Genomic DNA, 23583 nt, shown 5'->3' on the forward strand with positions numbered 1-23583 from the left:
GGTCAGTTCTCAGCGGCGCGTCCGGCCAGCTCCTCGGCCCGGTTGCGCGGTACGACGAGGACCGGGACGGGGGAGTGCCGAAGGATCTTGGTCGCCCGCGAGCCGAGGAACACCCGCGCTACCGGCCCGAGCTCGCTCGACCCGACCACGAGGATGTCGCCGGGCTCCCAACCGATGTCGTCGATCGCCTCGGCCCAGTTCGCACCGGAGCCGATCACCGTCTCGACCGTTCGCGGCCCGTGCGGCAGGTGTTTCACCTGGGTCAGCGTGGCGGCGACGGTCTTCTCCACCTCCGCCCGCCACTCGTCCATCACCAGGTCCTCGGAGTCGGTGCCGAGCCGAGTGGTGTACGCCGGACGGGACCACACCGCGAACGTGGCGATCCGCAGCGAAGCACCCGCGTCGGCGCTGACCGCTGCCGCAGCGAGGACCAGCTCCTCCGCGCTCTCGGTGCCGCCGAAGGCCGCGGTCACCCGCTGGACGCTGGCATCCCCCGGGCAGCGGAATCCCCGCGTGGCCAGGGCGATCGAGACATGCGAGCTGTGCAGCAGCCGGTCGGTGACGCTGCCGAGCGAGATGTGGCCGAACGCGCCGGCCGACGACGACCCGAGCACGATCAGCCGGGCGTCGTTCTGCGCGGCCACCTCGAGCAGACCGGCCGGCGCCGACCGGGCGCTGTACCGGACGTACGTCGCCGGCACGTCACCCGGCAGGTAGTTCCGGGCCCGCTCGAGCGCCTGGTCCGCGGTCTGCGCGAGGTAGTTCTGGTACTCCGCGTCCACTCGCGCCATCCCAGGCGTCCACGGCGCCGGTACGACGGTGCAGACGATCAGGTCGTCGTGCGCGGACCGGGCCAGCATCGCCGCGAGGTGGAGCGCCGCCTTCCCGCGCTCGTCCGAGGCGTAGCCGACGATCATCGTCATGGCGTCGGCCCGTCGTCGTCGTGGATCAGCCCGACGTGCTCGTGCCTGCCGAGGTGTGAGTGCTTGAAGCCGTAGATGAAGTACCAGGCCATTGCCACGGCGAGCCAGATCAGGAACACCCAGATGGTGACCGCGCGCAGGTCCTTGATGATCCACAGGCAGCCGAGGATCGACAGGATCGGTGTGACCGGATAGCCCGGCACCTTGAATCCGCGCGGCAGCTCGGGATGGGTCCGCCGCAGCACCATCACTCCGATCGACACGACCAGGAACGCGACGAGGGTGCCGATGCTGGTCATCTCGGCCAGGAAGTTGATCGGGATCAGCCCGGCCAGCAGGGCGATCAGCACGGCCACGATGATGGTGTTCGGCACCGGCGTGTGGGTGCGTGGGTTCACCTTGTGGAACAGCTCCGGGATCATCCCGTCGCGCGCCATCGCGAACAGGATCCGCGTCTGGCCGTAGATCACGATCAACGTGACGCTGAAGATCGAGATCACCGCGCCGGCGGCGAGTACGGTGGCCGGCCAGGTCGCGCCGGTCACCTTCTCCAGGATCGCCGACAGGCCGGCCTCCTGGTTCTCGAACTCGCCGGACGGCTGGGCGGCGACCGCGACGAGGGTGACCAGGATGTAGAGCCCGGTGACGGTGACGAGCGCGATCAGGATCGCCAAGGGCATCGTCCGCCGCGGGTTCTTCACTTCCTCACCCGCGGTCGAGACGGCGTCCAGACCGATGTAGGAGAAGAAGATGATGCCGGCCGCGGAGGTGATCCCGCTGATGCCGAAGGGGGCGAAGTCGGACAGGTTGTTCGCGTCCCAGCCCCTCAGCCCGAGCACGATGAACAGCAGCAGGACGCCGATCTTGATGCACACCATGACGGCGTTCGTAGTGGCCGACTCGCTCGCGCCGCGGATCAGCAGCAGGGTGCAGAGCAGCACCAGGATCGTCGCGGGCAGGTTGAACACACCGCCCTGCTCCGGCGCCTGCGACAGGCTGTCGGGGATGGTGAAGCCGAAGAGGTTGTCGAACAGTTCGTTCAGGTACTGCGACCAGCCGACGGCCACCGCGGCCGCGGACACGCCGTACTCGAGCAGCAGGCAGGCGGCGACCCCGATCGCCGGCAGCTCGCCGAGCGTCGCGTAGGCGTACGAGTACGACGATCCCGACACCGGGACCGCACTGGCGAGCTCGGCGTAACAGATCGCGGTCAGTCCAGCGACCACACCGGCGATCACGAACGACCAGATCACCGCCGGTCCGGCGACCGGCACCGCCTGGGCGAGGACGAAGAAGATGCCGGTGCCGATGGTGGCACCGATGCCGAACATGGAGAGCTGGAACAAGCCGATCGTCCGGGCGAGTTCGCTCTTCCCGGTGTCGGTGCCGCTCTCCTGCGCCATCTCCGGGACCGGCTTGCGACGGAACAGTTGCCGCACCGTCATCCCCATGATGCCCTCCCCTCGAGGGAGGTCTCCCCACCCCCAATCCGGAGTGTGGCACTCGGAATTCGCCGACGGAACAGGTCAGCCCGGCTCCGGCCGGTCACTCAACAGCGGGTGGGCAGGATCCCACCGCGTGCCATTGCGCTCGTCCTGGCGCTTGCGAGCGATCGCCGACACCGCCTCGAGCACCACCCGATTCGCCAGCGCCGCGGTGATGTCGGCGTGATCGTACGGCGGACTCACCTCCACCACGTCCATCCCGGCCACGGGCAGTTCGAGGCAGATCCGGCGTACCGCGTCGAGCAGCTGACGAGCGGTCAGGCCGCCGGGCTCGGGGGTCCCGGTGCCCGGCGCGTGGCCGGGGTCGCAGACGTCGATGTCGACGGACAGGAAGACTCCGTCGCACTCGTCGGTGGCGATCACGAACGCCTCGGTCAGGCACTCGTCCAGGCCACGATGCACGATCTCGGTCATCTCGTAGGAGCGCATCCGCTGCTCGGCCATCCAGTCCAGCGTGTCCGGCGGCGGCCAGTACCCGCGCAACCCGATCTGCAGGAAGCGATCCCCGCGCAACGCACCGGACTCGATCAGCCGGCGCATCGGCTGGCCGTGGCCCCACAGCGACCCGAACTCGATGTCGCCGGTGTCGGCGTGCGCGTCGAAATGCAGCATCGACACCCGGCCGTGGCCGAGGACGTTCGCGACACCCTTCGCGTCCGGGAACGCGATCGAGTGGTCGCCGCCGAGGACGACAGGGATCGCACCTGAGCGGGTCACCGTCTCGACCGCCGCCTCGAGCGCGGGCAGCGCGACCTCGATGTCGCCGGAGTACATCTCGACGTCACCGGCGTCGACGACGTTCAGCTCGACCAGACCGTCGGTGCGCAACGCGAGACTCGGCCGCGATCCGTCGTGGCCCAGGTAGTCCCGCATCCGGATCGCCATCGGCCCGAACCGGGCACCCGGCCGATGCGACGTGCCGCCGTCGAACGGCGCACCGAGAATCACCACCTGCGCATCCGCGTACGAGGCCGGATCGTCCAGATCACAGGCCGGCACCCCGAGAAACGTGAAGTCCGGCCCGAACTGCTGCCCGTAGCGGGTCATGCTCGGAGTCTGGCATCCAGCCACCACATGTCAACCGAACGGCGACGTAGTCTGGCGGCCGTGAATCTACTCGTCGTGCAGCCGGACGAACTCTGCCCGCCGGGCCATCTCACCGACTGGTTGTCACCGTTTCGGGTCTGCCGCGCGTACGGCGGTGATCCCGTGCCGAAGAACGCGGACGGGATCTCCGGATTGATCGTGCTAGGTGGTCTGCCCGGCGTGCACGACGCGGATCGGGTGCCGTGGCTGACTCCGATCAAGAGGCTCCTCGCCGACGCGGTGCGACAGGAGGTGCCGACGCTCGGCATCTGCCTCGGGCACCAGTTGCTCGCCGACGCCTTGGGCGGCAAGGTGATCTCCCGATCGCACGGCCAGAACTCCCGCGTGCTCCGGCCGGTCTGGACCGCCGAAGCCGCCATGGATCCAGTGCTCGGTCCAGTGTTCGATCCAGGCCCGGCCGGACCGCCCGCGGTGGCGTGGAACGCCGACACCGTGGCCGTACCGCCACCCAGCGCGATCGAACTGGCCGGAAGCGATGACGGCGATCTGCTGGCGTTCCGGATCGGTCGATCGGTGTGGGGCGTTCAGTGGCACCCGGAGGCGTCGTACGGGATCGTCAAGGGGTGGTACGAGGCGCAGTGCAGGGCCGGCACCGCTCGTCCGGAGATGGAGCGCGGGCTGGCCGAGATCCGCGCGGCCGAGACCGAGATGTACGCCGCATGGCGTCCGCTCGCTCTCGCCTTCGCCGCCCTGGCCACCGGTTCGCGCGAGCCGGCCCGCTGACACCGATCGGCTACCTCAAGCAGCGGGAAACGACCTCCAGCAGACGATCGTGGGTTGCGGTGTCCGCTGCGACGACCAGGCCAGGGCCGGTGTGCACCGGTTGCCCGCGGAAGTCGGTGACGACGCAGCCGGCCGCCTGGCACAGCTGGATGCCGGCGGTGAAGTGCACGCTGTCGACCAGCGAGCCGTTGGTGATGTAACCGGCCCGGCGACCCACAGCCACCCAGGCGAGCGCGAGGGTGGTCGACGACACCCGAAGCCCGAAGGTCGCCAGGAGGGTCGGGTCGGTCAGGATCCGGGCGCCGATGAAGTCGCCCCCGGGCGGATCGTCGACATCGACGTCGACCAGGAGCGAGGTCGCCGACGGTGTTGCCGGCGAGTCGGCACCGTCGCGGCGCACCGCGGCGGTCGTCCCGTCGGTCCAGAACACCTCACCCGCGAGCGGCTGCGCGACGGCGGCGACACCCGGTCCCTGGAGGGCGACGTTCACCGAGAACAGCGGTGTCTCGGCGGCGAAGTTGAGGGTGCCGCAGAGCGGATCCACCAGCCAGGTCCGGGCCGCCCGACCGTCGGCGCCGTACTCCTCGCCGATCACCGCGTCGCCGGGCCGCGCGGTGCGCAGGACGTCGAGGATCGCCCGCTCCGCCTCGAGATCCGCCTCGGTGGCGAAGTCGGTGGGCGACTTGTCGTACCTGGCCAGCGGTACGCCGTACTTGGCGCGGACGACCGCGGCGCCGGCCTCGGCCGCCCGGATCGCCACCTCCGCGTCGGTCTGAGTGCTCATGCCGCCCATCCAACCCGACTGCCTACAACGGGCGGAGGTCGGTGCCGGGGATCCAGGTGATGTGGCCGTCCTTGTCGCAGACCCGGCCGAGCCACTCGCCGTTGTCGCGGATCCAGACGTCGAGCTCGCCGTCCTGCCACTCGGCGCGCTGGACCGGTTGGGCCGGGTCCACCCGCCGTACGGCGTCCGCCGGACGTGGGCCGTGAGCGTCGTACTGGACGTCGAGATCGCTGGCTATCCGGTGGGCCTCCGTCTCGCTGTCGATACCCATCGCACGCCACCCGTTGACCGCACCGTCCCAGACGCCGAATCCGTTCGATCCGTCGTCGGCCGGGCGAACCGTGAACCGACCAAGCATGGTTTCAGATTACCGCCTCTTCGAACATATGTTCTAGTCTTGATCCTGATAGGAGGGTGTGTGATGGGCTACAACAATCCGCCGATCAAGTGGTCGGAGCTGGAGCGGAAGCTGTCGGACCGGTCCCGGCCGGGCAGTCACGGCGGGCGGCCGGTGACGGGCGACGGCGGCGACAGCCCGGCGTGGTCGCAGCACCGCGGTCCGTATGTGCCTGACACCGTCCGTCGCCCGGAGCACGCGGTGCCTTACGCGGAGCTTCACGCGCATTCCAACTTCTCCTTCCTGGACGGTGCTTCCCAGCCGGAGGACCTGGTCGAGGCCGCGGTCCGGCAGGGGCTGCACGCGCTGGCGCTGACCGATCACGACGGGTTCTACGGCGCGGCCCGGTTCGCCGAGGCGGCAGCGGCGTACACCATGCCGACCGTGTTCGGAGCGGAGCTGTCGCTCGGCCTGACCGGCCCGCAGAACGGCGTGGCCGATCCCGAGGGCAGTCACCTGCTGGTGCTGGCGGAGGGACAGGAGGGCTATCACAAGCTGGCCGGCGAGATCACCGAGGCACAACTGGCCGGCGGTGAGAAGGGCAAGCCGGTCTACGACCTGGAGAGGCTGGCCGCGGAGGGGCGTGACCACTGGCTGATCCTGACCGGCTGCCGCAAGGGGCTGGTCCGGCAGGCGCTGGAGCTCGGCGGGCACGCCGACGGCCCGGCCGCCGCGGGGCGTGAGCTGGACCGGCTGACCGGGTTGTTCGGCAAGGACCGGGTGGTGGTCGAGTTGATCGACCACCACCTTCCGGCCGACACGACCCGGAACCGGATCCTGGCCGGGCTGGCGGCCGACCGAGGCCTCCCGGTAGTTGCCACGAACAACGTTCACTACGCCACCCCGGCGCAGCACAAGCTGGCCGCCGCACTGGCCGCGGTCCGGGCCCGGCGGGACCTGGACACGATGGACGGCTGGCTGCCGCCGAGCGGGATGGCGTTCCTGCGCTCGGGGGAGGAGATGGCGTTCCGGTTCCGCCGGTACGACGGGGCCGTGGCGCGATCGGTGACACTGGCCGACCAGCTCGCCTTCGACCTGGCCCGGGCGAAACCCAAGCTGCCGCTGCGCGACGTACCGGAGGGGGAGACGCCGATGTCGTGGTTGCGGCACCTCACCTTCGACGGTGCCGCCAAGCGGTACGGGACCCGCGGGCAGCGGCCGGACGCCTACGAGCGGCTGGAGCGTGAGCTGGCGGTCATCGAGGAGAAGGAGTTCCCGGGGTACTTCCTGATCGTCGAGGACATCGTCCGGTACGCGCACGACAACGGCATCCTCTGCCAGGGCCGCGGCTCGGCGGCGAACTCGGCGGTCTGCTACGCGCTCGGGATCACCGCGGTGGACAGCATCCTCTACGACCTGCCGTTCGAGCGCTTCCTCGCCACCACCCGGACCGAGGAGCCGGACATCGACGTCGACTTCGACTCCGACCGCCGCGAGGAGGTGATCCAGCACGTCTACCGCAAGTACGGGCGCCGCAACGCCGCCCAGGTGGCGAACGTGATCTCGTACCGGCCGAAGTCCGCCGTCCGGGACATGGCCAAGGCACTGGGGTACTCGGTCGGTCAGCAGGACGCCTGGTCGAAGCAGGTGGACGGCTGGAGCCCGGAGATCACCTCGACCGAGCACGACATCCCGCCGAAGGTGGTGGCGATGGCGACCGAGCTGCTGAAGTTCCCGCGGCACCTGGGCATCCACTCCGGCGGGATGGTGCTGACCGAGCGGCCGGTGGGAGAGGTGGTGCCGATCGAGCACGCCCGGATGGAGAACCGCACTGTCCTGCAGTGGGACAAGGACGACTGCGCGTGGATGGGGCTGGTGAAGTTCGACCTGCTCGGGCTGGGGATGCTGGCCGCGTTGCAGTACTGCATGGAGCTGGTCCGCGAGCACATCGGGGAGTCGTGGCTGCTGCACACGATCCCCAAGGAGGAGGCGGGCGTCTACGACCAGCTGTGCCGCGCGGACTCGGTGGGCGTGTTCCAGGTCGAGTCGCGGGCGCAGATGGCGACGCTGCCGCGGCTGAAGCCGCGCCGGTTCTACGACCTGGTCACCGAGATCGCGCTGATCCGGCCCGGCCCGATCCAGGGTGGTGCGGTTCATCCGTACATCCGCCGCCGGACCGGTGAGGAGCCGATCACCTACCTGCACCCGAAGCTGCGGCCGGTGCTGGAGCGGACCATGGGCGTGCCGCTGTTCCAGGAGCAGTTGATGCAGATGGCGATGGCGGTCGGCGAGATCGACGGCGACGAGGCCGACCTGCTGCGCCGGGCGATGGGGTCCAAGCGCGGTATCGAGAAGATCTCGTCGCTGAAGGACAAGCTGTACGCCGGGATGGCGCGCAACGGGATCACCGGTGACCTGGCCGACGAGATCTACGACAAGATCGAGGCCTTCGCGAACTTCGGGTTCGCCGAGTCCCACTCGATCAGCTTCGCCCTGCTGGTCTACTCCAGCACGTGGCTGCGGCTGCACTACCCGGCCGCGTTCCTGGCCGCCCTGCTGCGGGCCCAGCCGATGGGTTTCTACTCACCCCAGTCCCTGGTCGCCGACGCCCGCCGCCACGGCGTCGAGGTACGCCGTCCGCACCTGCACCTGTCGGGGGTGGACGCCGGGCTCGAGCAACTGGTCGACGGTCAGGAGCTCACCGGCCCGACGGGATCGGACGCCTGTCTGAACGATCCGCAGCCGCTGGTCGGCCCGTTCGATCCGAAGGCGCCGTCCGACACCACCAGGCACCGCCGCGACGGCGTGTTCTCGGTCCGGCTCGGATTGTCCGAGGTGCGCACGATCGGCGACAAGGGCGCGAAGCTGATCGTCGAGGAACGCGAGCGCGGTGGGCCTTTCACGGAGATGGCCGACCTCGTCCGGCGGACCGGGATCACCGCCGCGCAGGTCGAGGCGCTCGCCACGGCCGGGGCGTTCGACTGCTTCGGCCTCGATCGCCGGCAGGCGTTGTGGGAGGCCGGTCGTGCCGCCGAGGAGCGGCCGGGCCAGCTCGCCGGGATCACCGCCGCCGGGCCACCGCCGACCCTGCCCGGGATGAGCGACATCGAGGCCGACATGGCGGATCTGTGGTCCACCTCGATCACCACCACCAGTCACCCGATGCAGCGCGTCCGGGAGCGACTCCGTGCCGAGGGCATCCTGTCCGCGGCCCAGCTCCGCGAAGTCCCGAACGGCGCCCGGGTCCGGGTCGCCGGCGTGGTCACCCATCGCCAGCGCCCGGCGACCGCCTCCGGTGTCACCTTCATGAACCTCGAGGACGAGACCGGCATGGCCAACATCGTCATCACCGTCGGCTGCTGGCACCGCCACGCCACCGTCGCCCGCACCGCCGGAGCCCTCATCATCCGAGGCCGCGTAGAACGAGCCGGCGAAGTCACCAACCTCTCCGCCGACCACCTCCAACGCCTCCCTCTAGCGGCCAAAACCCCCTCCCGCGACTTCCGCTGATCTGCTCCGCACCCCGGCGTACGGCGGACTCAGCGTTCGGTCGGCGGGCCGGCGGTGATTCGGGTGTGGACCTGGTGCATGCGTTCGGGGGAGTGGTGGGGCATTTCCCAGCGGGTTTCCAGCCACCAGGTGGCTCCTGCGTCGGCCCAGGGCTTGACCAAGGCGGACGCGGCGGCAGGGTCGTCGGCTGGGGTTTCGCCTTCGGCGATGACGTCCAGGTCTGGTGAGCCGCCTTGGGCGGTGAGCCAGGAGCGGACCTGCCGCAGCTCGTCTGGCGAGTCCTGGCCTGACTGGAACTGCGGCAGTACGCCGTCGCAGCGCAGGACGCGGCGCATCGACTTGGGTCTCGGCCAGACGCCGACGACCCAGATCGGGATCCGCTCCTGCACCGGCCGTCCGACCTGCGCGAGGTCGTCGCGGGCGCACTCGTAGTCGTAGTGCTCACCGTGATAGGTGGATCGCCCGGCCCAGAGTTCGCGGATCAGGTCGATGCCCTCGTCCATCTTGGCCGCCCGGGTCCGCAGGTCCAGCTCCTCGCCGGTTCGTGGCAGGTCGGTCTCGACGGCGCCGACCCCGACCGCCAGGGTCGCGCGGCCCGATGACACCTGGTCCAGCGTGGCGACCTGGCTCGCGACCTTCCACGGCCGTCGCCACGGCAGCGGCGTCAGCATCGTGCCGAGCCGGATCCGGCTCGTCCTGGCCGCGATCGCTGTCAGCAGCCCCCAAGCGTCGACTCCGTACGCCGCCTCCCAGACGAACACCCCGTCCCAGCCTGCCGCCTCCGCAGCGACCGCCTGCTCGAGCTGCTCGACCGCCGACCCACCCGGAAGAATCAGTCCGTATCTCATTCCCCCTTTCCTACACGCCACCACCGACAAGACGCGGCCCGTTGTATTACCCGCGGACTCGTGGGCTCCTAGGTAGTGGGGAATGTGATGGAGGGGGTAGCCATGCCGTTGAAGTCGTACGGCGTACTGGTCGGCCGGGCGGTCGGCGTACGCCGGGAAGGTGATTCGGACACGCCGCACTACCAGATCCGGCTGGTGGACGACGCCCGGGTGGACTACCGGATCGCGGTGAATGTGAAGTCGAAGGAGTTCCCGTCGGAGTTGCTCTACCGGGTCGACGAGGACTTCCGGCATCCGGTCACCGCACAGTTGACCGGACTGACCCGGGGCTGGCATCGGCTCGACACGGGTGCGGCCGGGGTGAACCTGGACTACGTACGGCAGACGTTGTTCGATCGCACCCTGCTGCGGCCGTTGCCGGCCGAGGTCGAGGGGCCGGGCAACGATCTGGCCGACCTGCTGGACGATCAGGTGCAGCGGGCGATCCGCGAGCCGGCCGCGGTCGTGTACGCGTTCGGCGAGCGCTGGGGTCCGGAGGACGGCGTACCGGACAAGGTCTTCGGCTTCCGGCCGGGCAACGGCGTACATGACATCCACATGAACCAGGGCAACGTCGGTGCCTTCCGCAAGGACGACGGGGTCTGGCAGGACGGCGCGATCATCATCGGGCTTCCGGACCAGCAACGCTGGGTCGGCATCTTCCTGGCGTTCCAGAGCCAGTCGTGGCACACCGACGACAAGACCGGTCACACTCTCGTCGACGCGCCGGTCGCGGAGTTCGGCGCCGAGGCGGTCCAGATCGTCGCTGCGTTGATCAACCCGGTCGGCCCTGCGCCTGAAGCCGAGACGGTCACCCTGCTGAACGCGTCGCCGGACGCGGTCGACCTGACCGGCTGGCATCTCGTCGATCGCGCACTCCACGTCGGCCCGGTCCCGGCGGGTGTGCTGGCACCCGGTGCCTCGCTCCTCGTCCACCTCCCGTCCACTGTCCAGCTGGGCAACAAGGGTGGCGAGATCACCCTGCTGAACAGCGCCGGCCTCAAGGTCCACGGCGTCGCGTACACCGCGGCCCAGGCCCAGCGCTCCGGCTGGAGCGTCGTCTTCTGAGCCTGACAGCTCTGGGCCTGAAGTCCTGGGCCTGACAGCTCTGACCCTGAAAGCCCTGGGCCTGAAAGCGATCTGAAAGCGCGAGCGGCTTAGCTGGGCGACGGCACTGTGCGGTGACGAGGGTTGTGCGGAGACGAGGACGGGAGTCGGGATGAAGCTGGGCGTGCAACTTCGTACGTCAGGAGCGGAAGCGAGTCCGGAGTCCATCGGTGCGTTCGCCGAGGAGGCCGAGCGGATCGGCCTGGCTTCGGTGTGGTCGTTCGAGCGGCTGATGGATCCGGTCGACGGAGCCGTGCCGATCGGTGGCGGAGATCCGGTGCCGTTGCCGGAGGGGTACGGCTCCGTGTACGACCCGATCGAGACGCTGGCGTACGTCGCCGCCCGGACCAGCACCATCACCCTCGGGACGAGCGTGCTGGACGCCTTGCTGCACAGCCCGGTCGTGCTCGCGCGCAGGCTGGCGACCGTCGATCGTTTGAGTGGCGGACGGCTGCTCGCCGGCATCGGGGTCGGCTGGATGGTGGCCGAGTTCGAGTCGACGGGCGTGCCCACGACGCAGCGTGGTGCGCGGATGAAGGATCACATCACCGCGATGCGGGCTGTCTGGGGCCCGGATCCGGTCGAGCACGACGGCAGGTTCTACCGGGTCGGGCCGCCGTCGCGGATGGGGCCGAAGCCCGTCGGCCCGGACGGAGTGGCCTTGCTGGCCGGGTCGATGTTACCGCCCGCGATCGAGCGCGCGGCCCGGCTCGGTGTCGGGCTGAACCCGATCATGATGACGTGGGAGATGCTCGAGGGCTCGATCACCCTGTTCCGGGAGACCGCCGAGAAGGCCGGCCACGATGCACAGTCGTTGCCCGTCGTCGTCCGGGTGAACGGCCCGGTGACGCCGTCCCCGCTGGACGAGCGGCAGCCGCTCACCGGGAGTGTCGAGCAGGTCCGCGACGATCTCGAGCACGCCCGCGCGGCCGGCGCCGACCACGTGCTCTGGGCGATGGACACCGACCCCGACGAGCAACTCGCGATGATGGCGGCACTTCAGCGCTCTGTGTGAGCGAGGCGCCCAGCCGTTGACCTGGCCCGTCCCGGCGGCGATTCTCGACACATAGTGCCTCCGGGGTGGGGGAGAGATGGGGCAACGCAGTCCATTGGTGACGCTCGCGGCCGCGGCCGTCGGGCTCGTCGCGCTGCTTGTCGTGAACAGCACGCAGACCACGTCCACCGGCCCAGCGTCGTCCGAGGCCGCCGTGACGAGCGCGCCGGTCACTCCGCCCAACACCGGCCGGCCGGCGGCCAGCTCGCCACCGGCCAGTCCACAGCCGACCGCCACGCAGCAGGCGGCCCCCACTCCGTCTCAGCAGGTCGCCGTCGTCTACGCCGGTCGTACGGCGAACCGCGAAGCGAGTCTCGCCATCGCGGTGAAGGGCGGCAGGGCCGCGGCGTACGTCTGCGACGGCCGTCGCGTCGAGGCATGGCTGACCGGCACGCGAACCGGCGACGCGCTCGCGCTGCGCTCCCGAGCCGGTGACCGTTTGGTCGGAAGCGTGGGCAGCGGCCAAGTCACCGGCACGGTCACGGTGCAAGGCCGTACGCTGCGCTTCACCATCGCCAAGGCCGACCCACCGGCCGGCCTGTACCGGGCGAAGACCTCCGGCAACACCATCGGCTGGATCGTGCTCGCCGACGGCAGCCAGGTCGGCATCGACAACGACGGCACGCCCGCTCCCGCCCCGCCGCTCGATCCGTCCACCGGTACGTCGACCGTCGGCGGAACCGCGGTGACGGCGACGTCGGTCACCGGCGACGAGACGTTCTGAGGAGGGCCATGTCGACCGCAACGATCGGCGCGACGAGCAGGGTCGCGATCCCGCTGTCGATCGGCGCGGCGGTCGCCGTCGTCCTCGGTCTGTACGCGCGGCTGCACGAGCCGACCGGCGTCGCCGTGAACCTGGCCGGGTTCTCCAGCACGCAGTCGGTCAAGGCGTGGCTGGCATCGCTCGCGTTCGTCCTCGCCTTGGTGCAACTGGTCTCCGCCCTGGCGCTGTTCGGGCATCTCGGACCGCTCGCGGGCCGGAGCTGGATCGGACCGTTGCATCGGTGGTCGGGCCGCGCCGCCGTCGCGGCCACGCTTCCTGTGGTCGCACATTGCCTGTACGCGTTGGGATTCCAGTACGACCAGCCACGCGTGCTGATCCACTCGCTGCTCGGCTGCTTCTTCTACGGCGCGTTCGTCGCCAAGATGCTGACCCTGACCCGGACCGATACGCCCCGCTGGCTGCTGCCGGCGGTGGGCGGGGCCGTCTTCGCCGGCCTGGTCGGGCTGTGGCTGACCTCGTCGCTGTGGTTCTTCACCACGTTCGGCATCATTCGCTGAAGGGACCTGCCCGTGGACGATCCAAGTCGCCGTACCGTCCTGGCCGCGGCCGCATTCGCCGCCGTCACCGGTTGCAGCACGTACGGCGAGTCCGACAGCCCGCCGGCGAGTACGCCGCAGGCCGGCGCCGCGCTCGCGAAGACCAGCCAGATCCCGGTGGGTGGCGGAGTCATCTTCGGGGACAGCAAGGTGGTCGTCACCCAGCCGACCGCCGGCACGTTCAAGGCGTTCACGTCGGTGTGCACTCACCAGGGCTGTCAGGTGGCGAGTGTTGCCGACGGCACCATCAATTGCGACTGCCACGGCAGCAAGTTCTCGATCAAGGACGGCTCGGTGGTCCACGACCCGGCCACGCAGCCGCTCGCCGCCCGGCAGATCACCGTCTCGGGTGACTCGATCACGCTGGCCTAGGCCGAAGACTGACTCGACGACTGCGGTACTTCGTGATGTGGCCGCGACTGCCACAGCGCCCACTCGGCGCTGACGTCGCCGGCGGTGCGCAGGAGCAGCGGGAGATGGTCTCGGAGGAGCTTCTCCGCCGTGGTTTCCGCCGCGTGCACGGTCACGTTCATCGCGGCACGGACGGCGCCCGTTCCGTCGCGGACCGGCGCCGCCACCGAGCGGACCCCGGGCGCCAGCTCCTCATCCGACAGCGCCCACCCACGCGCGCGGATCTCGGTCAGCTCGTCGCGCAGCTGATCCGCAGTGCGCCCGATGTACGCCGGAAGCCCGGCGCGACTCGGCAGCGCGAGGGTCTTGGCGAGCTCGTCGGGGGAGAGGGCGGCGAGCAGAACCTTGCCCTGTGAGGTCTGGGCCGCCGGGAACCTGGTGCCGATGTCGACCCGCAGGGCGATGATCTTCGGAACCGACACCCGGGCGACGTAGACGATGTCGGAGCCGTCGAGCTGCGCCATCGACGACGACTCGCCGGTCCGCGCCACCAGTTCCTCGAGATGCGGTCTCGCGATGTCCCACAGGCCGAGCGCGCCGACGTACGCCATGCCGAGCGTCAGCACCTTCGGCGTCAGCTGGAAGGAGCCCTCGACCGAGCGGACGAAGCCCAACTCCTCCAGCGTGAGCAGCAGCCGGCGCGCGGTCGGGCGGGCCAGCCCGGCCGCGGTCGCCACCTCGCTGAGCGACATGGTGCGGTGGTTCGCGTCGAAGCAGGCGAGCACGTCCAGCCCGCGAGCCAGCGACTCGACGAAGTCCGGACCCGCGCCGCGTCCTGCCATCAGTTCCTGCCTCCCGGTCGTACGACGTGCCGTTGCGGACGAGAGCCTACGACCCGGCTGCTGTCACTCGCCGGAGCCGGGGTCGCCGAAGATGGTGCCGCGGGCTTCGCGGGTGGACTCCGACTTGTACTCGGTGTACTGGTACGGGTTGTCCAGTACCTCGTCCTTCGGCAGGTCCGGGTTCATCCCCGCCGCCCATGCGTCCTCGCCGAGCGCCGACCGGAGGAAGTCCACGGTTGATTCCACTTCCCGTCGGACGGCGGGAAGGTCGACGCCGACCAACTGGTTCGCGTACTTCACCACCTTGCCGTCGACGATGACCGTGTGGACGTCGCCGCGCTGCGCCTGGAACGCGACCTGGCCGTACGGATGCACCATCGGGAACGACACCGGAGACGCGTCGTTCTTGATCAGTACGACGTCCGCCTTCTTGCCGGGCTCGAGACTGCCGAGATCGTCGCGGCCGAGGGCCTTCGCGCCGCCGCGGGTGGCCCAGTCGACCACGTGCTCGGCGCGCAGATGGCTGTGCGTCACGGTGTCGCCCTTCATGTGGGCTTCGAGGTGCTCACGAGCCCGGTCGGCGCCCAGCGTCGTACGCATCGCGCTGAACAGGTCGCCGCTCCACCAGACGCTGGTGTCCATCGACAGTGAGACGGGGATGCCGTACTTGCGGACCTGCCAGGTGGGTGGGTAGCCCTGGCCGGCGCTCTGCTCGGACTCGGTCGAGACCGAGACCGAGCCGCCTGTCGCGGCCATCCGCTGGTACGAGTCCTCGGTCAGGGTCGCGCTGTGCACGTAGATGTTCTGCGGCGTCATGAAGCCGTTCTCGTACATCAGCCGGATGCCGTCGTCGTTCGTCGCGCCCCAGACACCCGCGTGTGTGGTGACGCCGACGCCGAGGTCGCGAGCCACCTCGAACGCCGCCCGCTCGGGGAAGGCCGGGTCGCCGGTGACGTCGAACGCGAGCTGCAGCCCCAGCTCGTCGTCATCCCTGATCCGCTCCAGGAAAGCCCGGACGGCCGGGTCCGCGGACCACTGCCACGGCCCCGCCTGGATGTTGCCGTAGGCAAGCACGAAGCGGCCGGGGACCGCGCGCAGAGCGTCTGCGGCGGCCTCGGCGTGATCGACGGACTGCAACCCGTGCGACCAGTCGACGGTCGTGGTGACACCGGCCTCGAGCGACTCCCAGGCCGACGTGAGGTTGCCGGCGTGGATGTCCTCGGGCCGGAAGGTCTTGCCATGCTCGAGGTAGTACCAGACGAAGTACTGCGTCAGCGTCCAGTCGGCGCCGTACGCGCGCATCGCGGTCTGCCACATGTGCCGATGCGTGTCGATCATCCCGGGCATCACGATGCCGCCGGTGGCGTCGATCACCTGCGTGCTCTCGGGTACGTCCTCGACCGACCCTCCGACGGCGGCGATGCGGTCGTCGACGACCAGCACGTCGCCCCTGGTCAGCACCGTGTGGTTGTCGTCCATGGTCAGTACGGTCCCGCCGCGCAGCAGCAGCGGCCGGCCCGCGACCGGCGTCTCGGCAGTGGTCATGATCCCCTCCAGAAAACGGTCGGACAGGCGTCCGTATGCCGGTCATCACGGCGATATGGTCACTATCGAAGCGCCTGTCGGCGGTGTCAAGGGCTCGCCGTCCGGTCCTTGACAGTGCCGGTCGGGCGCGCTGAGACTGGGGCGACGAGCTCATGCGGACAAGTGTCCGCAATGATCGGGGAGGTTGCGTCGTGCCCGCTGGGAAAGGTCCGTTGTCCGGGATTCTGGTGGCCGATTTCTCCCGCATCCTGGCCGGCCCGTACGCGACCATGCTGCTGGCCGACCTCGGTGCCGAGGTGGTCAAGGTCGAGGCGCCGGGCGGTGACGACACCCGGTCCTGGCAACCGCCGGTCCGCGACGGGATCTCGACGTACTACCTGGCGGTCAACCGGAACAAGCGGTCGATCGCGCTCGACCTGAAGGACCCCGGCGATGTGGCCGTCGCCCAGGAGCTCGCGCGGCGGGCCGACGTACTGATCGAGAACTTCAAGCCGGGTGGGCTGGCGCGCTTCAGCCTGGATTACGAGTCGGTCGCAGCGGTCAATCCGCGGCTGGTCTACGCGTCGATCAGCGGATTCGGGAGCGGGCCTCGAGGGGCCGCCTTGCCGGGGTACGACCTGATCGTGCAGGCCATCTCCGGGCTGATGAGTCTGACCGGCGATCCGGACGGCGAACCGTTCCGGGCCGGGATCTCGGTGTTCGATGTGATGGCGGGGATGCACGCGACGATCGGCGTCCTGTCCGCGCTGAACGCGCGGCACGAGACCGGGCGCGGCCAGCACGTCGAGGTCAACCTGCTGTCCTCGGCGCTGTCGGGGCTGGTCAACCAGTCGAGCGCGTACGTCGCGGGCGGCGTCGTACCGCTGCGGATGGGGAACAGCCACCCGAGCCTGTTTCCGTACGAGCCGCTGCCCTGTTCCGACGGCGAGCTGATCATCACGGCCGGGAACAACAACCAGTTCCGCCGCCTGACCGAGGTGCTCGGCGTACCGGAGCTGGCCGACGATCCGCGCTTCGACCGCAACGAGAAGCGGACCGCGAACCGGGAGGAACTGCGGCCGCTGCTGGTGGAGCGGTTGCGGACCAGGACCCGGATGGAATGGTTCGGCGACATCATCGCCGCCGGCGTGCCGTGCGGGCCGATCAACACGATCGACGGTGGTGTGGCGTTCGCCGAGGACATCGGGCTGGACCCGGTGGTGACGATCGACTCGATCCCGTCGGTGCGCAACCCGATCACGTTCTCGGAGACCCCGGCGGAGTACCGGCTGCCGCCGCCGTCGTTGGACGAACACGGAGCCGAGCTGCGGAGGTGGCTGAAGGAATGAGCTTCCCAACTTCCCTGGGTACGTCGACGGCCGACGAGATCCGCCTGCTCGGGCAGGACCTCACGGCCGACCTGATGGGCAAGGTCGGCTTCGGCGAGTTGGCCTTCTGGCTGGTCGCGCTGCGCCGTCCGACGCCGTCGGAGACGCGAGTGTTCGAGGCAGTCCTGGTCGCTCTCGCCGACCATGGCTTCACCCCGACCGCGATCGCGGCCCGGCTGACGTACCTCTCCGCGCCGGACTCGCTCCAAGGCGCGCTCGCAGCCGGGCTGCTCGGCGGTGGGTCGCGCTTCCTCGGGGTGACCGAGGACTGCGGGATGTACCTGCACGAGGCGCTGGACGGACGTGAGGTGCCGACCGACGACGCCGGGTGGGACGCGTTGGCGCTGGAGGTGGTCACAGCGACGCGGGCGGCGGGCAAGTACGTTCCCGGCCTCGGGCATCCGGTGCACAAGGTGCAGGACCCGCGAACGCCGGTGCTGATCGGCATTGCCGAGGATGAAGGCCTCCGCGGGCCACACCTACGACTCTTCGAAGCCATCGGTCGGGTGCACGAGCAGGTCCTCGGCCGTCGGCTGCCGCTGAACGGCGCCGGTGTCTGCGGCGCTGCCCTCGCTGATCTCGGCCTGCCGGTCGAGCTGTTGCGAGGTTTCGCCTTGCTGGCAAGGGCTGCCGGCCTGCTCGGGCAACTCGCCGAGGAACGTCGCCGGCCGATCGGCATGGACGCCTATCTCACCGTGGACCGCAACGCCGTCTACGTCGACCCCAACGACTGACAGTTCCCGGAAGCAGAGGAGCTCTTCATGGCCACCGTCGCCGCGGTCATCGCCTCGACGCACCATCCGTTCTACTACCGCGCCAGCACCTCGACCGGTGCCGACCGGCCGCCGTTCGCGGACGAGTGGGTCGCCAAGATCGAGGCGTTCCGGGAGACCTTGACCAAGGCCCGGCCGGACATCCTGGTGATGGTCGGCAGTGACCACTTCCATCAGCTGTGGCTGGACAACATGCCGCAGTTCCTGGTCGGCAAGGCGCCGTACTTCGATGCGAACTGGTACAACGAGGAGCGCGAGTTCGGGCTGCCGCGGATGACGCTGCCGGGGGAGGAGCGGCTGTCCGCGCATATCCTGCGCAACGGGCTGGACGCTGGCTTTGACCTTGCCTTCAGCAACGAACTGCGGATCGACCACAGCATCACCTGCCCGATCATCACGCTCCGCCCGGAGGCCGACCTTCCGATCGTGCCGATCTACACCAACATCTTCGCGCCGCCACTGCCGCGGCCGCAGCGGTTCGTCGAGCTGGGCCGGACGATCCGGCAGCTGGTCGAGTCCTGGCCGGACGACAAGCGGGTGGCGATCATCGGCACCGGTCATCTGTCCCTCGAGCTCGGCGGGCCGCGGCAGTTCGGTGCCCACGGCCCCGATCCGGAGTTCGACCGGAAGGCGGTCGAGTGGATCGCGAGCGGCGACATCGAGGGCTGCCTGGCCGAGGTGACGCTGGACAGCCTGCACCGGCCGGGCAACGCGACGCACGGGTTCATGGACTTCATGCTGATGATGGGCGTGGCCGGGGCCGGCGCGAAGGCGGATCATGTCGACTCACTCGACCTGTTCCACACGATGGAGGCCTACTTCACCTGGTATCCGAACGGAGTACCGGAGTGAAGGAGCGAAGCGAGTTCACCATCAAGTACAGCGCGGCTCGAGCCTCATCCGCGCCCGGAGCGAAGCGAGGACGTGGATGAGCAAGTATCTGCTGGACAAGTTCCTGTTCACCGTCGACCGGGATCCTGAGTTGGTCGAGCGGTATCGCGAGGACGCGGCCGGGACGGTGAGCTGGTGGGAAGCGGAGGTGGCGAACCGCATCCTCAACTGCACGACCGGCGAGAAGTCGACCTGGCAGCAGTTCACCGACGAGGAGCGGACGGCGTTGCGCGAGCACAACCATGTGGCGCTGTTCGAGCTGGGGGCGCATCCGTTCCTCACGCTCACCCTGTTCATCGCGATGTTCGAGCGGGACCATGGACCGCTGGAGTACCAGAAGGCCTACGGTAAGGCGATGGAACACCTCACCCTGCCGTACCCGGACATCGCCACCTGAGTTCTGAGGAGAGACGCGTGCGAGCAGCCGTCCTGCGCGCCCACGGCGAATCGCCGGCGCATGCTGAACACCCGGACCCCGTGCCGTCCGCGGGCCAGTCCATCGTCCGCGTCACCGCGGCCCCCGTCGTACCGCTGGATCTGCTGTGCGCCTCAGGTACGTCGTACTTCGGTCAGCAGCCGTTGCCGTACGTCCCGGGTGTGCAGGGTGTCGGTGTGGTTGAGCAGTCGGAGGTCCTGGCTCCGGGGACCAGAGTGTTCTTCCCGACGTCGGCTGGGATGTCTCCGGGTGACGGCAGTTTCGCCGAGCGGTGCGCCGTACCGGATGACGATCTGATCGTCCTCGATGCGCCGGTGGCGGATGCTCAGGTCGCGGCGCTCGGTCTGTCGGCGGTCGCGGCATGGATGGTGCTGACATGGCGTGCTCAGTTGCAGTCGGGGGAGAGCGTCCTCGTTCTTGGCGGCGGCGGAGCCGTCGGTCAGGCCGCGATCGGTACGGCGCGCGTCCTCGGCGCCAGTCGGATCGTGGCGGAATGCCGGTCGGAGGAGGCCAGGCAGCGGGCGCTTGCGGCAGGTGCGGACGAGGTCGTGTCGCTGACCGGTGACGTCGGAGAACTCATGAAAGCGTTCTCCGATGCAACTGGTGGCTCGGTTGATGTCGTGGTCGATCCGGTCTTCGGCGTTGCGGCGACCGCGGCGTCGCGGGTGCTGGCCGCTGGTGGGCGGTTGGTGAATCTCGGTGGTGCGTCGGGGGACGAGGCAACGTTCTCGTCGGCAGTGCTGCGGAGCCGGTCGGTGAGTGTCCTTGGTTACACCAACAATTCCCTGACCTCGGAGCAGCGTCGGGACGCGCTCACGGCGGTGCTCCAGCACGCCGCAGTCGGGGAGATCGCCGTCGCCTACGAGAGCGTCCCCCTCGACGAAATCGCCGCCGCCTGGACCCGCCAGTCGACAGGCCAAACCACAGCCCGCCTCGTCCTCACCATCTGACCCCGCCGCGCCCCTCCCGACCGCGCCGCCCGCCAGCGGCGACCCCGGCGCCCCAGCCCCCCGCCAGCCCCCCGCCAGCCCGCGCCGCCCGCCCGGCCCGCCGCCAGCGCCGCCCGCCAACCGCGACCCTGGCTACCCGGCGACTTTGTGCACCAGGTCCGTGCGTGGCGGCGCCCGGCGTACGGATCCGGTGCTCCAAGTCCGCCGAGATAAGAACGAGCGGTATCATCTGCCGCATGGGTATTCCGGTGCGGCGGTTGTGGGTGGCGGTGTTGAGCGGGTATCTCGCGTTCGGCGCCACGTTGCAGGCCTTGCCGGCGTACGTGCCGGAGAAGTTCGACGGCGGTGTGCTGGCGAGTGGGACCGCGGTCGGGATCGCGTTCCTGGCCACGGCGTGCGGGCGCCCGGTCGCGGGGTGGCTGGCCGATGCCGGGTGGTCGCGCCCGGTCGTTGTGGCCGGGGGAGTGCTGACGGCGCTCGGCGGACTTGGGCAACTGCTGGCGCCGAGTCTCGTGGTCCTGATGATCGCGCGACTGGTGATGGGCGCCGGGGAGGCGGCTCTGTTCTCCGCTGCATTGCCGTGGGTCCTGTCGGGGATGCGGATGGCGCAACGCGGGCGCGCGGCCGGGTGGTTCGGCCTGTCGATGTGGGGCGGGTTGGCCGCCGGACCCGTGATCGCGTCGCTGGTCGGGGATCGCGTGTGGTGGCTCGTCGTCGGTCTCGCGGCCGCGTCGGCTCTCCTGGTGCTGACTACGCGCTCGGATCCCGGCCGGATCGAGCCGCTGGTTCACATCCGGCGGTTCCGTGACCTGGTCCCGATCGGTGTCCCGTTGCCCGGAGCAACTGTCGGACTGGCGGCGTACTGCTATGGCACAGTCGCGGCGTTGCTGGTCCTGCGCCTGCGCGCGGACGGGATCGGCGGTGACGGCATCGCGCTGGCGGTGTTCGCTGCGGCGTTCCTGGTGGTCCGGTTCGCCGGCAGCCCCGCGGTCGATCGGTACGGCGGGCGCGCGGTGGCGGCCGTCACCGTGACGATCGAGGTCGTGGCGTTGGTGGGACTCGCGCTGGTCGGCGAAGCGATTGGTGCGCTCGTATTCACCGCGTTGGCCGGATGTGGGATGGCGCTGATCTATCCTGCGTGCGTGTCGATGACGCTGGACCGGGTGCGCGGGCTGCGGCCGGGTGTGTCGATGGGCGTGATGACGTCGTTCTGGGATCTCGGCGTGATGGTGGCCGGACCGCTCGGTGGACTCGTTGCGGAACGACTGGGATTCCCGGTCGCGTTCTACCTGGCCGCGGTGTCCGCCGCGGCCTGCGTCGCCGTCTGCCTGGTGTTCCTCAGGCAGCGTCGAGCAGTGTCTCCACGATGACGCGCGCTTCGGCGCCCAGGCCCGGATCGCGATCGACCGCACTGATGATCGTCGCGCCCTCCAGGACAATGACCAATTGGCGAGCTGTGGTTTCCGGGTCGCGCACGCCGGCCTCGGTGAGCAGCCGCTGGAACAGGCCGCGGTAGAAGGCGAGGTGGTCCTGCGCGAGTCGCCGGGGTGCGCCGTCATGGCCGCGGTCCTCGGTGGCTGCGTTCATCATCGCGCAGCCGCGGAAGCCGGCCTCGGCGTACCAGCTCGCGACGAGATCGAAGACGGCGAGGATCCGCTCCCGGCCGGTCGCGGCCTGTTCGACCGCCTGCTCGTGCCATGCGCGGACTCGCTGAGTGCGGTCGGTCAGAACCGCCTCGACGAGACCGTCTTTGGAGCCGAAGTTCTTGTAGATGGTGAGTTTGGACGCGCCGGCCGCCTCGGCGACCTCGTTGATCCCGGCCGCGTGGATGCCGCGCTGCGTGAACACCTCCGAGGCAGCCTTCAGGATCCGCGCCCTGGTCGCCTCGGGGTCCAGCCGCTCTCCGGCCTTCACCGGCATCGAGCACCACCTCCGGAGAACAGGATACCGATCGGTGTCATGTCGGAGTGGCGAGAGATAAGACCGATCGGTACTATCTGTCCATGATGGATGGCTGGACGGCAACAGGATTCGAGAAGGCGGCGGATGCGTTCGCGCGGAACTTCGTCGCGCGAGGCGAGCTGGGTGCGGCCTTCGCGGCGTACCAGGACGGGCGACCAGTGGTCGACCTGTGGGGCGGTACGGCGGACCCGGACACCGGGCGTGGGTGGGATCGGGACACGATCCAGTTGATGTTCTCCGGCACCAAGGGGCTCGCGTCGGCGTGCGTCCTGCTGATGGTGCAGCGGGAACAGGTGTCGCTGGACGATCGACTCAGCCGCTACTGGCCCGAGTTCGGTGCCGCCGGGAAGACCGAGACGACACTCTCCGACGTACTCTCCCACCAGGCCCGGCTGCCCTGGGTCGAGGCCGGGTACGCCGATCTCCTGGACCACGACGTGATGGCCACCCACCTCGCGGCGCAGGCTCCGTCGGCGGATTCACGGGCCGCGTTCATGTACCACGCGATCACCTGGGGCTGGCTCGTCGACGAGTTGGTACGACGGGTCGACGGCCGGACCGTTCAGCAGTTCTTCGCCGAGGAGTACGCCGTACCGCTGGGGCTGGAGGTGTGGATCGGTCTGCCCGAGGACCTGCACTGGCGCGCGACCACGATGGTCGCGCCCGACGGCGTACTCACCGACGAGCCACACACCGACCGGCTTCTGCAGTTGAACCGCAATCCGCTCTGGGTGCCCGGCGCCGAGAAGATCTGGAACAGCACGGAGTACCGCAGCGCCGGGCTTGCCGCTGTGGGAGGCTTCGCCACTGCTCGCGGCATGGCTCGTTTCTACGCTTCCCTCGTCGGTGAGGTCGACGGTCAGCGCATTCTGACCCCGGCCACCGTCGAGCTTGCGCGCCGGGAGATCCGCCGCGGCACCGCGCCGACCTGGGGGAGCGAGATGGTGTACGGCGCCGGCTTCGAGCTCCACGTCCCGGGCAGTCGCCTCGGCCGGCCGATCGACGCCTTCGGCCACGTCGGTGCCGGCGGCTCCACCCACGGCGCCTGGCCGTCTCGGCGCATCACGTTCTCCTACCTGATGAACCAGGTCCGCACGGTGCCCGACCCGCGGCCGCAGACACTGCTCGACGCGTTGGAGAGCGCCGTCTGAGATCTCTCCCGAAATCGGTGTATCAACCCACGCCGACGGCGACTCCGCGTAGTGGGGC

Annotated in this window: 23 protein-coding genes; 14 read left to right on the plus strand and 9 right to left on the minus strand. The window is 69.6% G+C overall.

The window, feature by feature from the left end; genetic code table 11:
- Positions 1–2: 2 nt before the first annotated feature.
- The 3 genes from OG817_RS10445 to speB form a co-directional block, all read right to left on the minus strand.
- Positions 3–923, minus strand: coding sequence for a universal stress protein (locus OG817_RS10445; protein ID WP_406053539.1), 921 nt, complete (start codon positions 921–923; stop codon positions 3–5).
- Positions 920–2374: an amino acid permease gene (locus tag OG817_RS10450; RefSeq protein ID WP_406053541.1), complete on the minus strand. Its 1455-nt coding sequence runs from the start codon at positions 2372–2374 to the stop codon at positions 920–922. The genes OG817_RS10445 and OG817_RS10450 overlap by 4 nt, the downstream gene beginning before the upstream one ends.
- A 75-nt stretch (positions 2375–2449) precedes the next feature.
- A complete protein-coding gene (gene speB / locus OG817_RS10455; RefSeq protein ID WP_396393350.1) occupies positions 2450–3475 on the minus strand; it encodes an agmatinase in 1026 nt (341 codons plus the stop codon).
- Positions 3476–3535: 60 nt separating this feature from the next.
- Between speB and OG817_RS10460 the strand changes: the two genes are divergently transcribed.
- Positions 3536–4258, plus strand: a complete 723-nt coding sequence (locus tag OG817_RS10460; RefSeq protein ID WP_406053544.1) for a type 1 glutamine amidotransferase — start codon at positions 3536–3538, stop codon at positions 4256–4258.
- Positions 4259–4268: 10 nt separating this feature from the next.
- Here the strand turns inward: OG817_RS10460 and OG817_RS10465 are convergent, their stop codons facing one another.
- Together OG817_RS10465 and OG817_RS10470 are read right to left on the minus strand one after the other, a co-directional pair.
- The gene (locus tag OG817_RS10465) at positions 4269–5042 is read right to left on the minus strand and encodes an inositol monophosphatase family protein (RefSeq protein ID WP_406053546.1); all 774 of its coding nucleotides are present in this window, start codon (positions 5040–5042) and stop codon (positions 4269–4271) included.
- Positions 5043–5064: 22 nt separating this feature from the next.
- Positions 5065–5400 carry a hypothetical protein gene (locus tag OG817_RS10470; protein ID WP_131353872.1) on the minus strand — a complete coding sequence of 112 codons (336 nt, stop codon included), beginning with the start codon at positions 5398–5400 and terminating at the stop codon, positions 5065–5067.
- 63 nt (positions 5401–5463) lie between these two features.
- Between OG817_RS10470 and OG817_RS10475 the strand changes: the two genes are divergently transcribed.
- Complete coding sequence (locus OG817_RS10475; RefSeq protein ID WP_406053548.1) at positions 5464–8889, plus strand: error-prone DNA polymerase; 3426 nt, start codon at positions 5464–5466, stop codon at positions 8887–8889.
- Positions 8890–8918: 29 nt separating this feature from the next.
- Here OG817_RS10475 and OG817_RS10480 read toward each other — a convergent pair whose 3' ends face one another.
- The gene (locus OG817_RS10480; protein ID WP_406053550.1) at positions 8919–9737 is read right to left on the minus strand and encodes an LLM class flavin-dependent oxidoreductase; all 819 of its coding nucleotides are present in this window, start codon (positions 9735–9737) and stop codon (positions 8919–8921) included.
- 102 nt (positions 9738–9839) lie between these two features.
- On the opposite strand from OG817_RS10480, the gene OG817_RS10485 reads away from it, so the two are divergent.
- The 5 genes from OG817_RS10485 to OG817_RS10505 all read left to right on the plus strand — a co-directional run bounded on the left by OG817_RS10485 (position 9840) and on the right by OG817_RS10505 (position 13629).
- Positions 9840–10844, plus strand: coding sequence for a DUF2278 family protein (locus OG817_RS10485; protein WP_406053552.1), 1005 nt, complete (start codon positions 9840–9842; stop codon positions 10842–10844).
- Positions 10845–10995: 151 nt separating this feature from the next.
- Complete coding sequence (locus tag OG817_RS10490; protein ID WP_406053554.1) at positions 10996–11898, plus strand: TIGR03619 family F420-dependent LLM class oxidoreductase; 903 nt, start codon at positions 10996–10998, stop codon at positions 11896–11898.
- Between the two features lie 76 nt (positions 11899–11974).
- Positions 11975–12661, plus strand: coding sequence for a hypothetical protein (locus OG817_RS10495; protein WP_406053556.1), 687 nt, complete (start codon positions 11975–11977; stop codon positions 12659–12661).
- 8 nt (positions 12662–12669) lie between these two features.
- On the plus strand, positions 12670–13218 hold the full coding sequence (locus tag OG817_RS10500; RefSeq protein WP_360449189.1) for a DUF6529 family protein: 549 nt from the start codon (positions 12670–12672) through the stop codon (positions 13216–13218).
- A gap of 12 nt (positions 13219–13230) precedes the next feature.
- Complete coding sequence (locus OG817_RS10505; protein WP_360449187.1) at positions 13231–13629, plus strand: Rieske (2Fe-2S) protein; 399 nt, start codon at positions 13231–13233, stop codon at positions 13627–13629.
- Here OG817_RS10505 and OG817_RS10510 read toward each other — a convergent pair.
- Both OG817_RS10510 and OG817_RS10515 read right to left on the minus strand, forming a co-directional pair.
- Entirely contained in the window at positions 13626–14450 is an 825-nt protein-coding gene (locus tag OG817_RS10510) for an IclR family transcriptional regulator C-terminal domain-containing protein (RefSeq protein WP_406053559.1), read from the minus strand. The genes OG817_RS10505 and OG817_RS10510 overlap by 4 nt on opposite strands.
- 63 nt (positions 14451–14513) lie before the next feature.
- Complete coding sequence (locus tag OG817_RS10515; protein WP_406053561.1) at positions 14514–15995, minus strand: amidohydrolase family protein; 1482 nt, start codon at positions 15993–15995, stop codon at positions 14514–14516.
- A gap of 191 nt (positions 15996–16186) precedes the next feature.
- On the opposite strand from OG817_RS10515, the gene OG817_RS10520 reads away from it, so the two are divergent.
- The 6 genes from OG817_RS10520 to OG817_RS10545 all read left to right on the plus strand — a co-directional run bounded on the left by OG817_RS10520 (position 16187) and on the right by OG817_RS10545 (position 21782).
- Complete coding sequence (locus OG817_RS10520; protein ID WP_406053563.1) at positions 16187–17323, plus strand: CaiB/BaiF CoA transferase family protein; 1137 nt, start codon at positions 16187–16189, stop codon at positions 17321–17323.
- Positions 17320–18096: a citryl-CoA lyase gene (locus OG817_RS10525; protein ID WP_406053565.1), complete on the plus strand. Its 777-nt coding sequence runs from the start codon at positions 17320–17322 to the stop codon at positions 18094–18096. Before OG817_RS10520 ends, OG817_RS10525 begins: the two co-directional genes overlap by 4 nt.
- Before the next feature lie 27 nt (positions 18097–18123).
- On the plus strand, positions 18124–18987 hold the full coding sequence (locus OG817_RS10530; protein ID WP_406053567.1) for a hypothetical protein: 864 nt from the start codon (positions 18124–18126) through the stop codon (positions 18985–18987).
- A gap of 76 nt (positions 18988–19063) precedes the next feature.
- A complete protein-coding gene (locus OG817_RS10535) occupies positions 19064–19423 on the plus strand; it encodes a hypothetical protein (protein WP_360449173.1) in 360 nt (119 codons plus the stop codon).
- A 17-nt stretch (positions 19424–19440) separates the two neighbouring features.
- The gene (locus tag OG817_RS10540; protein WP_406053570.1) at positions 19441–20412 is read left to right on the plus strand and encodes a zinc-binding alcohol dehydrogenase family protein; all 972 of its coding nucleotides are present in this window, start codon (positions 19441–19443) and stop codon (positions 20410–20412) included.
- Positions 20413–20648: 236 nt separating this feature from the next.
- Positions 20649–21782, plus strand: a complete 1134-nt coding sequence (locus OG817_RS10545; RefSeq protein ID WP_406053572.1) for an MFS transporter — start codon at positions 20649–20651, stop codon at positions 21780–21782.
- On the opposite strand, the gene OG817_RS10550 is transcribed toward OG817_RS10545, so the two are convergent.
- Positions 21751–22332 (minus strand): TetR/AcrR family transcriptional regulator, encoded by a 582-nt coding sequence (locus tag OG817_RS10550; RefSeq protein WP_406053574.1) that lies wholly within the window; start codon positions 22330–22332, stop codon positions 21751–21753. The genes OG817_RS10545 and OG817_RS10550 overlap by 32 nt on opposite strands.
- Before the next feature lie 83 nt (positions 22333–22415).
- On the opposite strand from OG817_RS10550, the gene OG817_RS10555 reads away from it, so the two are divergent.
- The gene (locus OG817_RS10555) at positions 22416–23525 is read left to right on the plus strand and encodes a serine hydrolase domain-containing protein (protein WP_406053576.1); all 1110 of its coding nucleotides are present in this window, start codon (positions 22416–22418) and stop codon (positions 23523–23525) included.
- Positions 23526–23583 lie beyond the last annotated feature (58 nt).

The organism is Kribbella sp. NBC_00889 (assembly GCF_045207705.1).
Taxonomy (GTDB): domain Bacteria; phylum Actinomycetota; class Actinomycetes; order Propionibacteriales; family Kribbellaceae; genus Kribbella.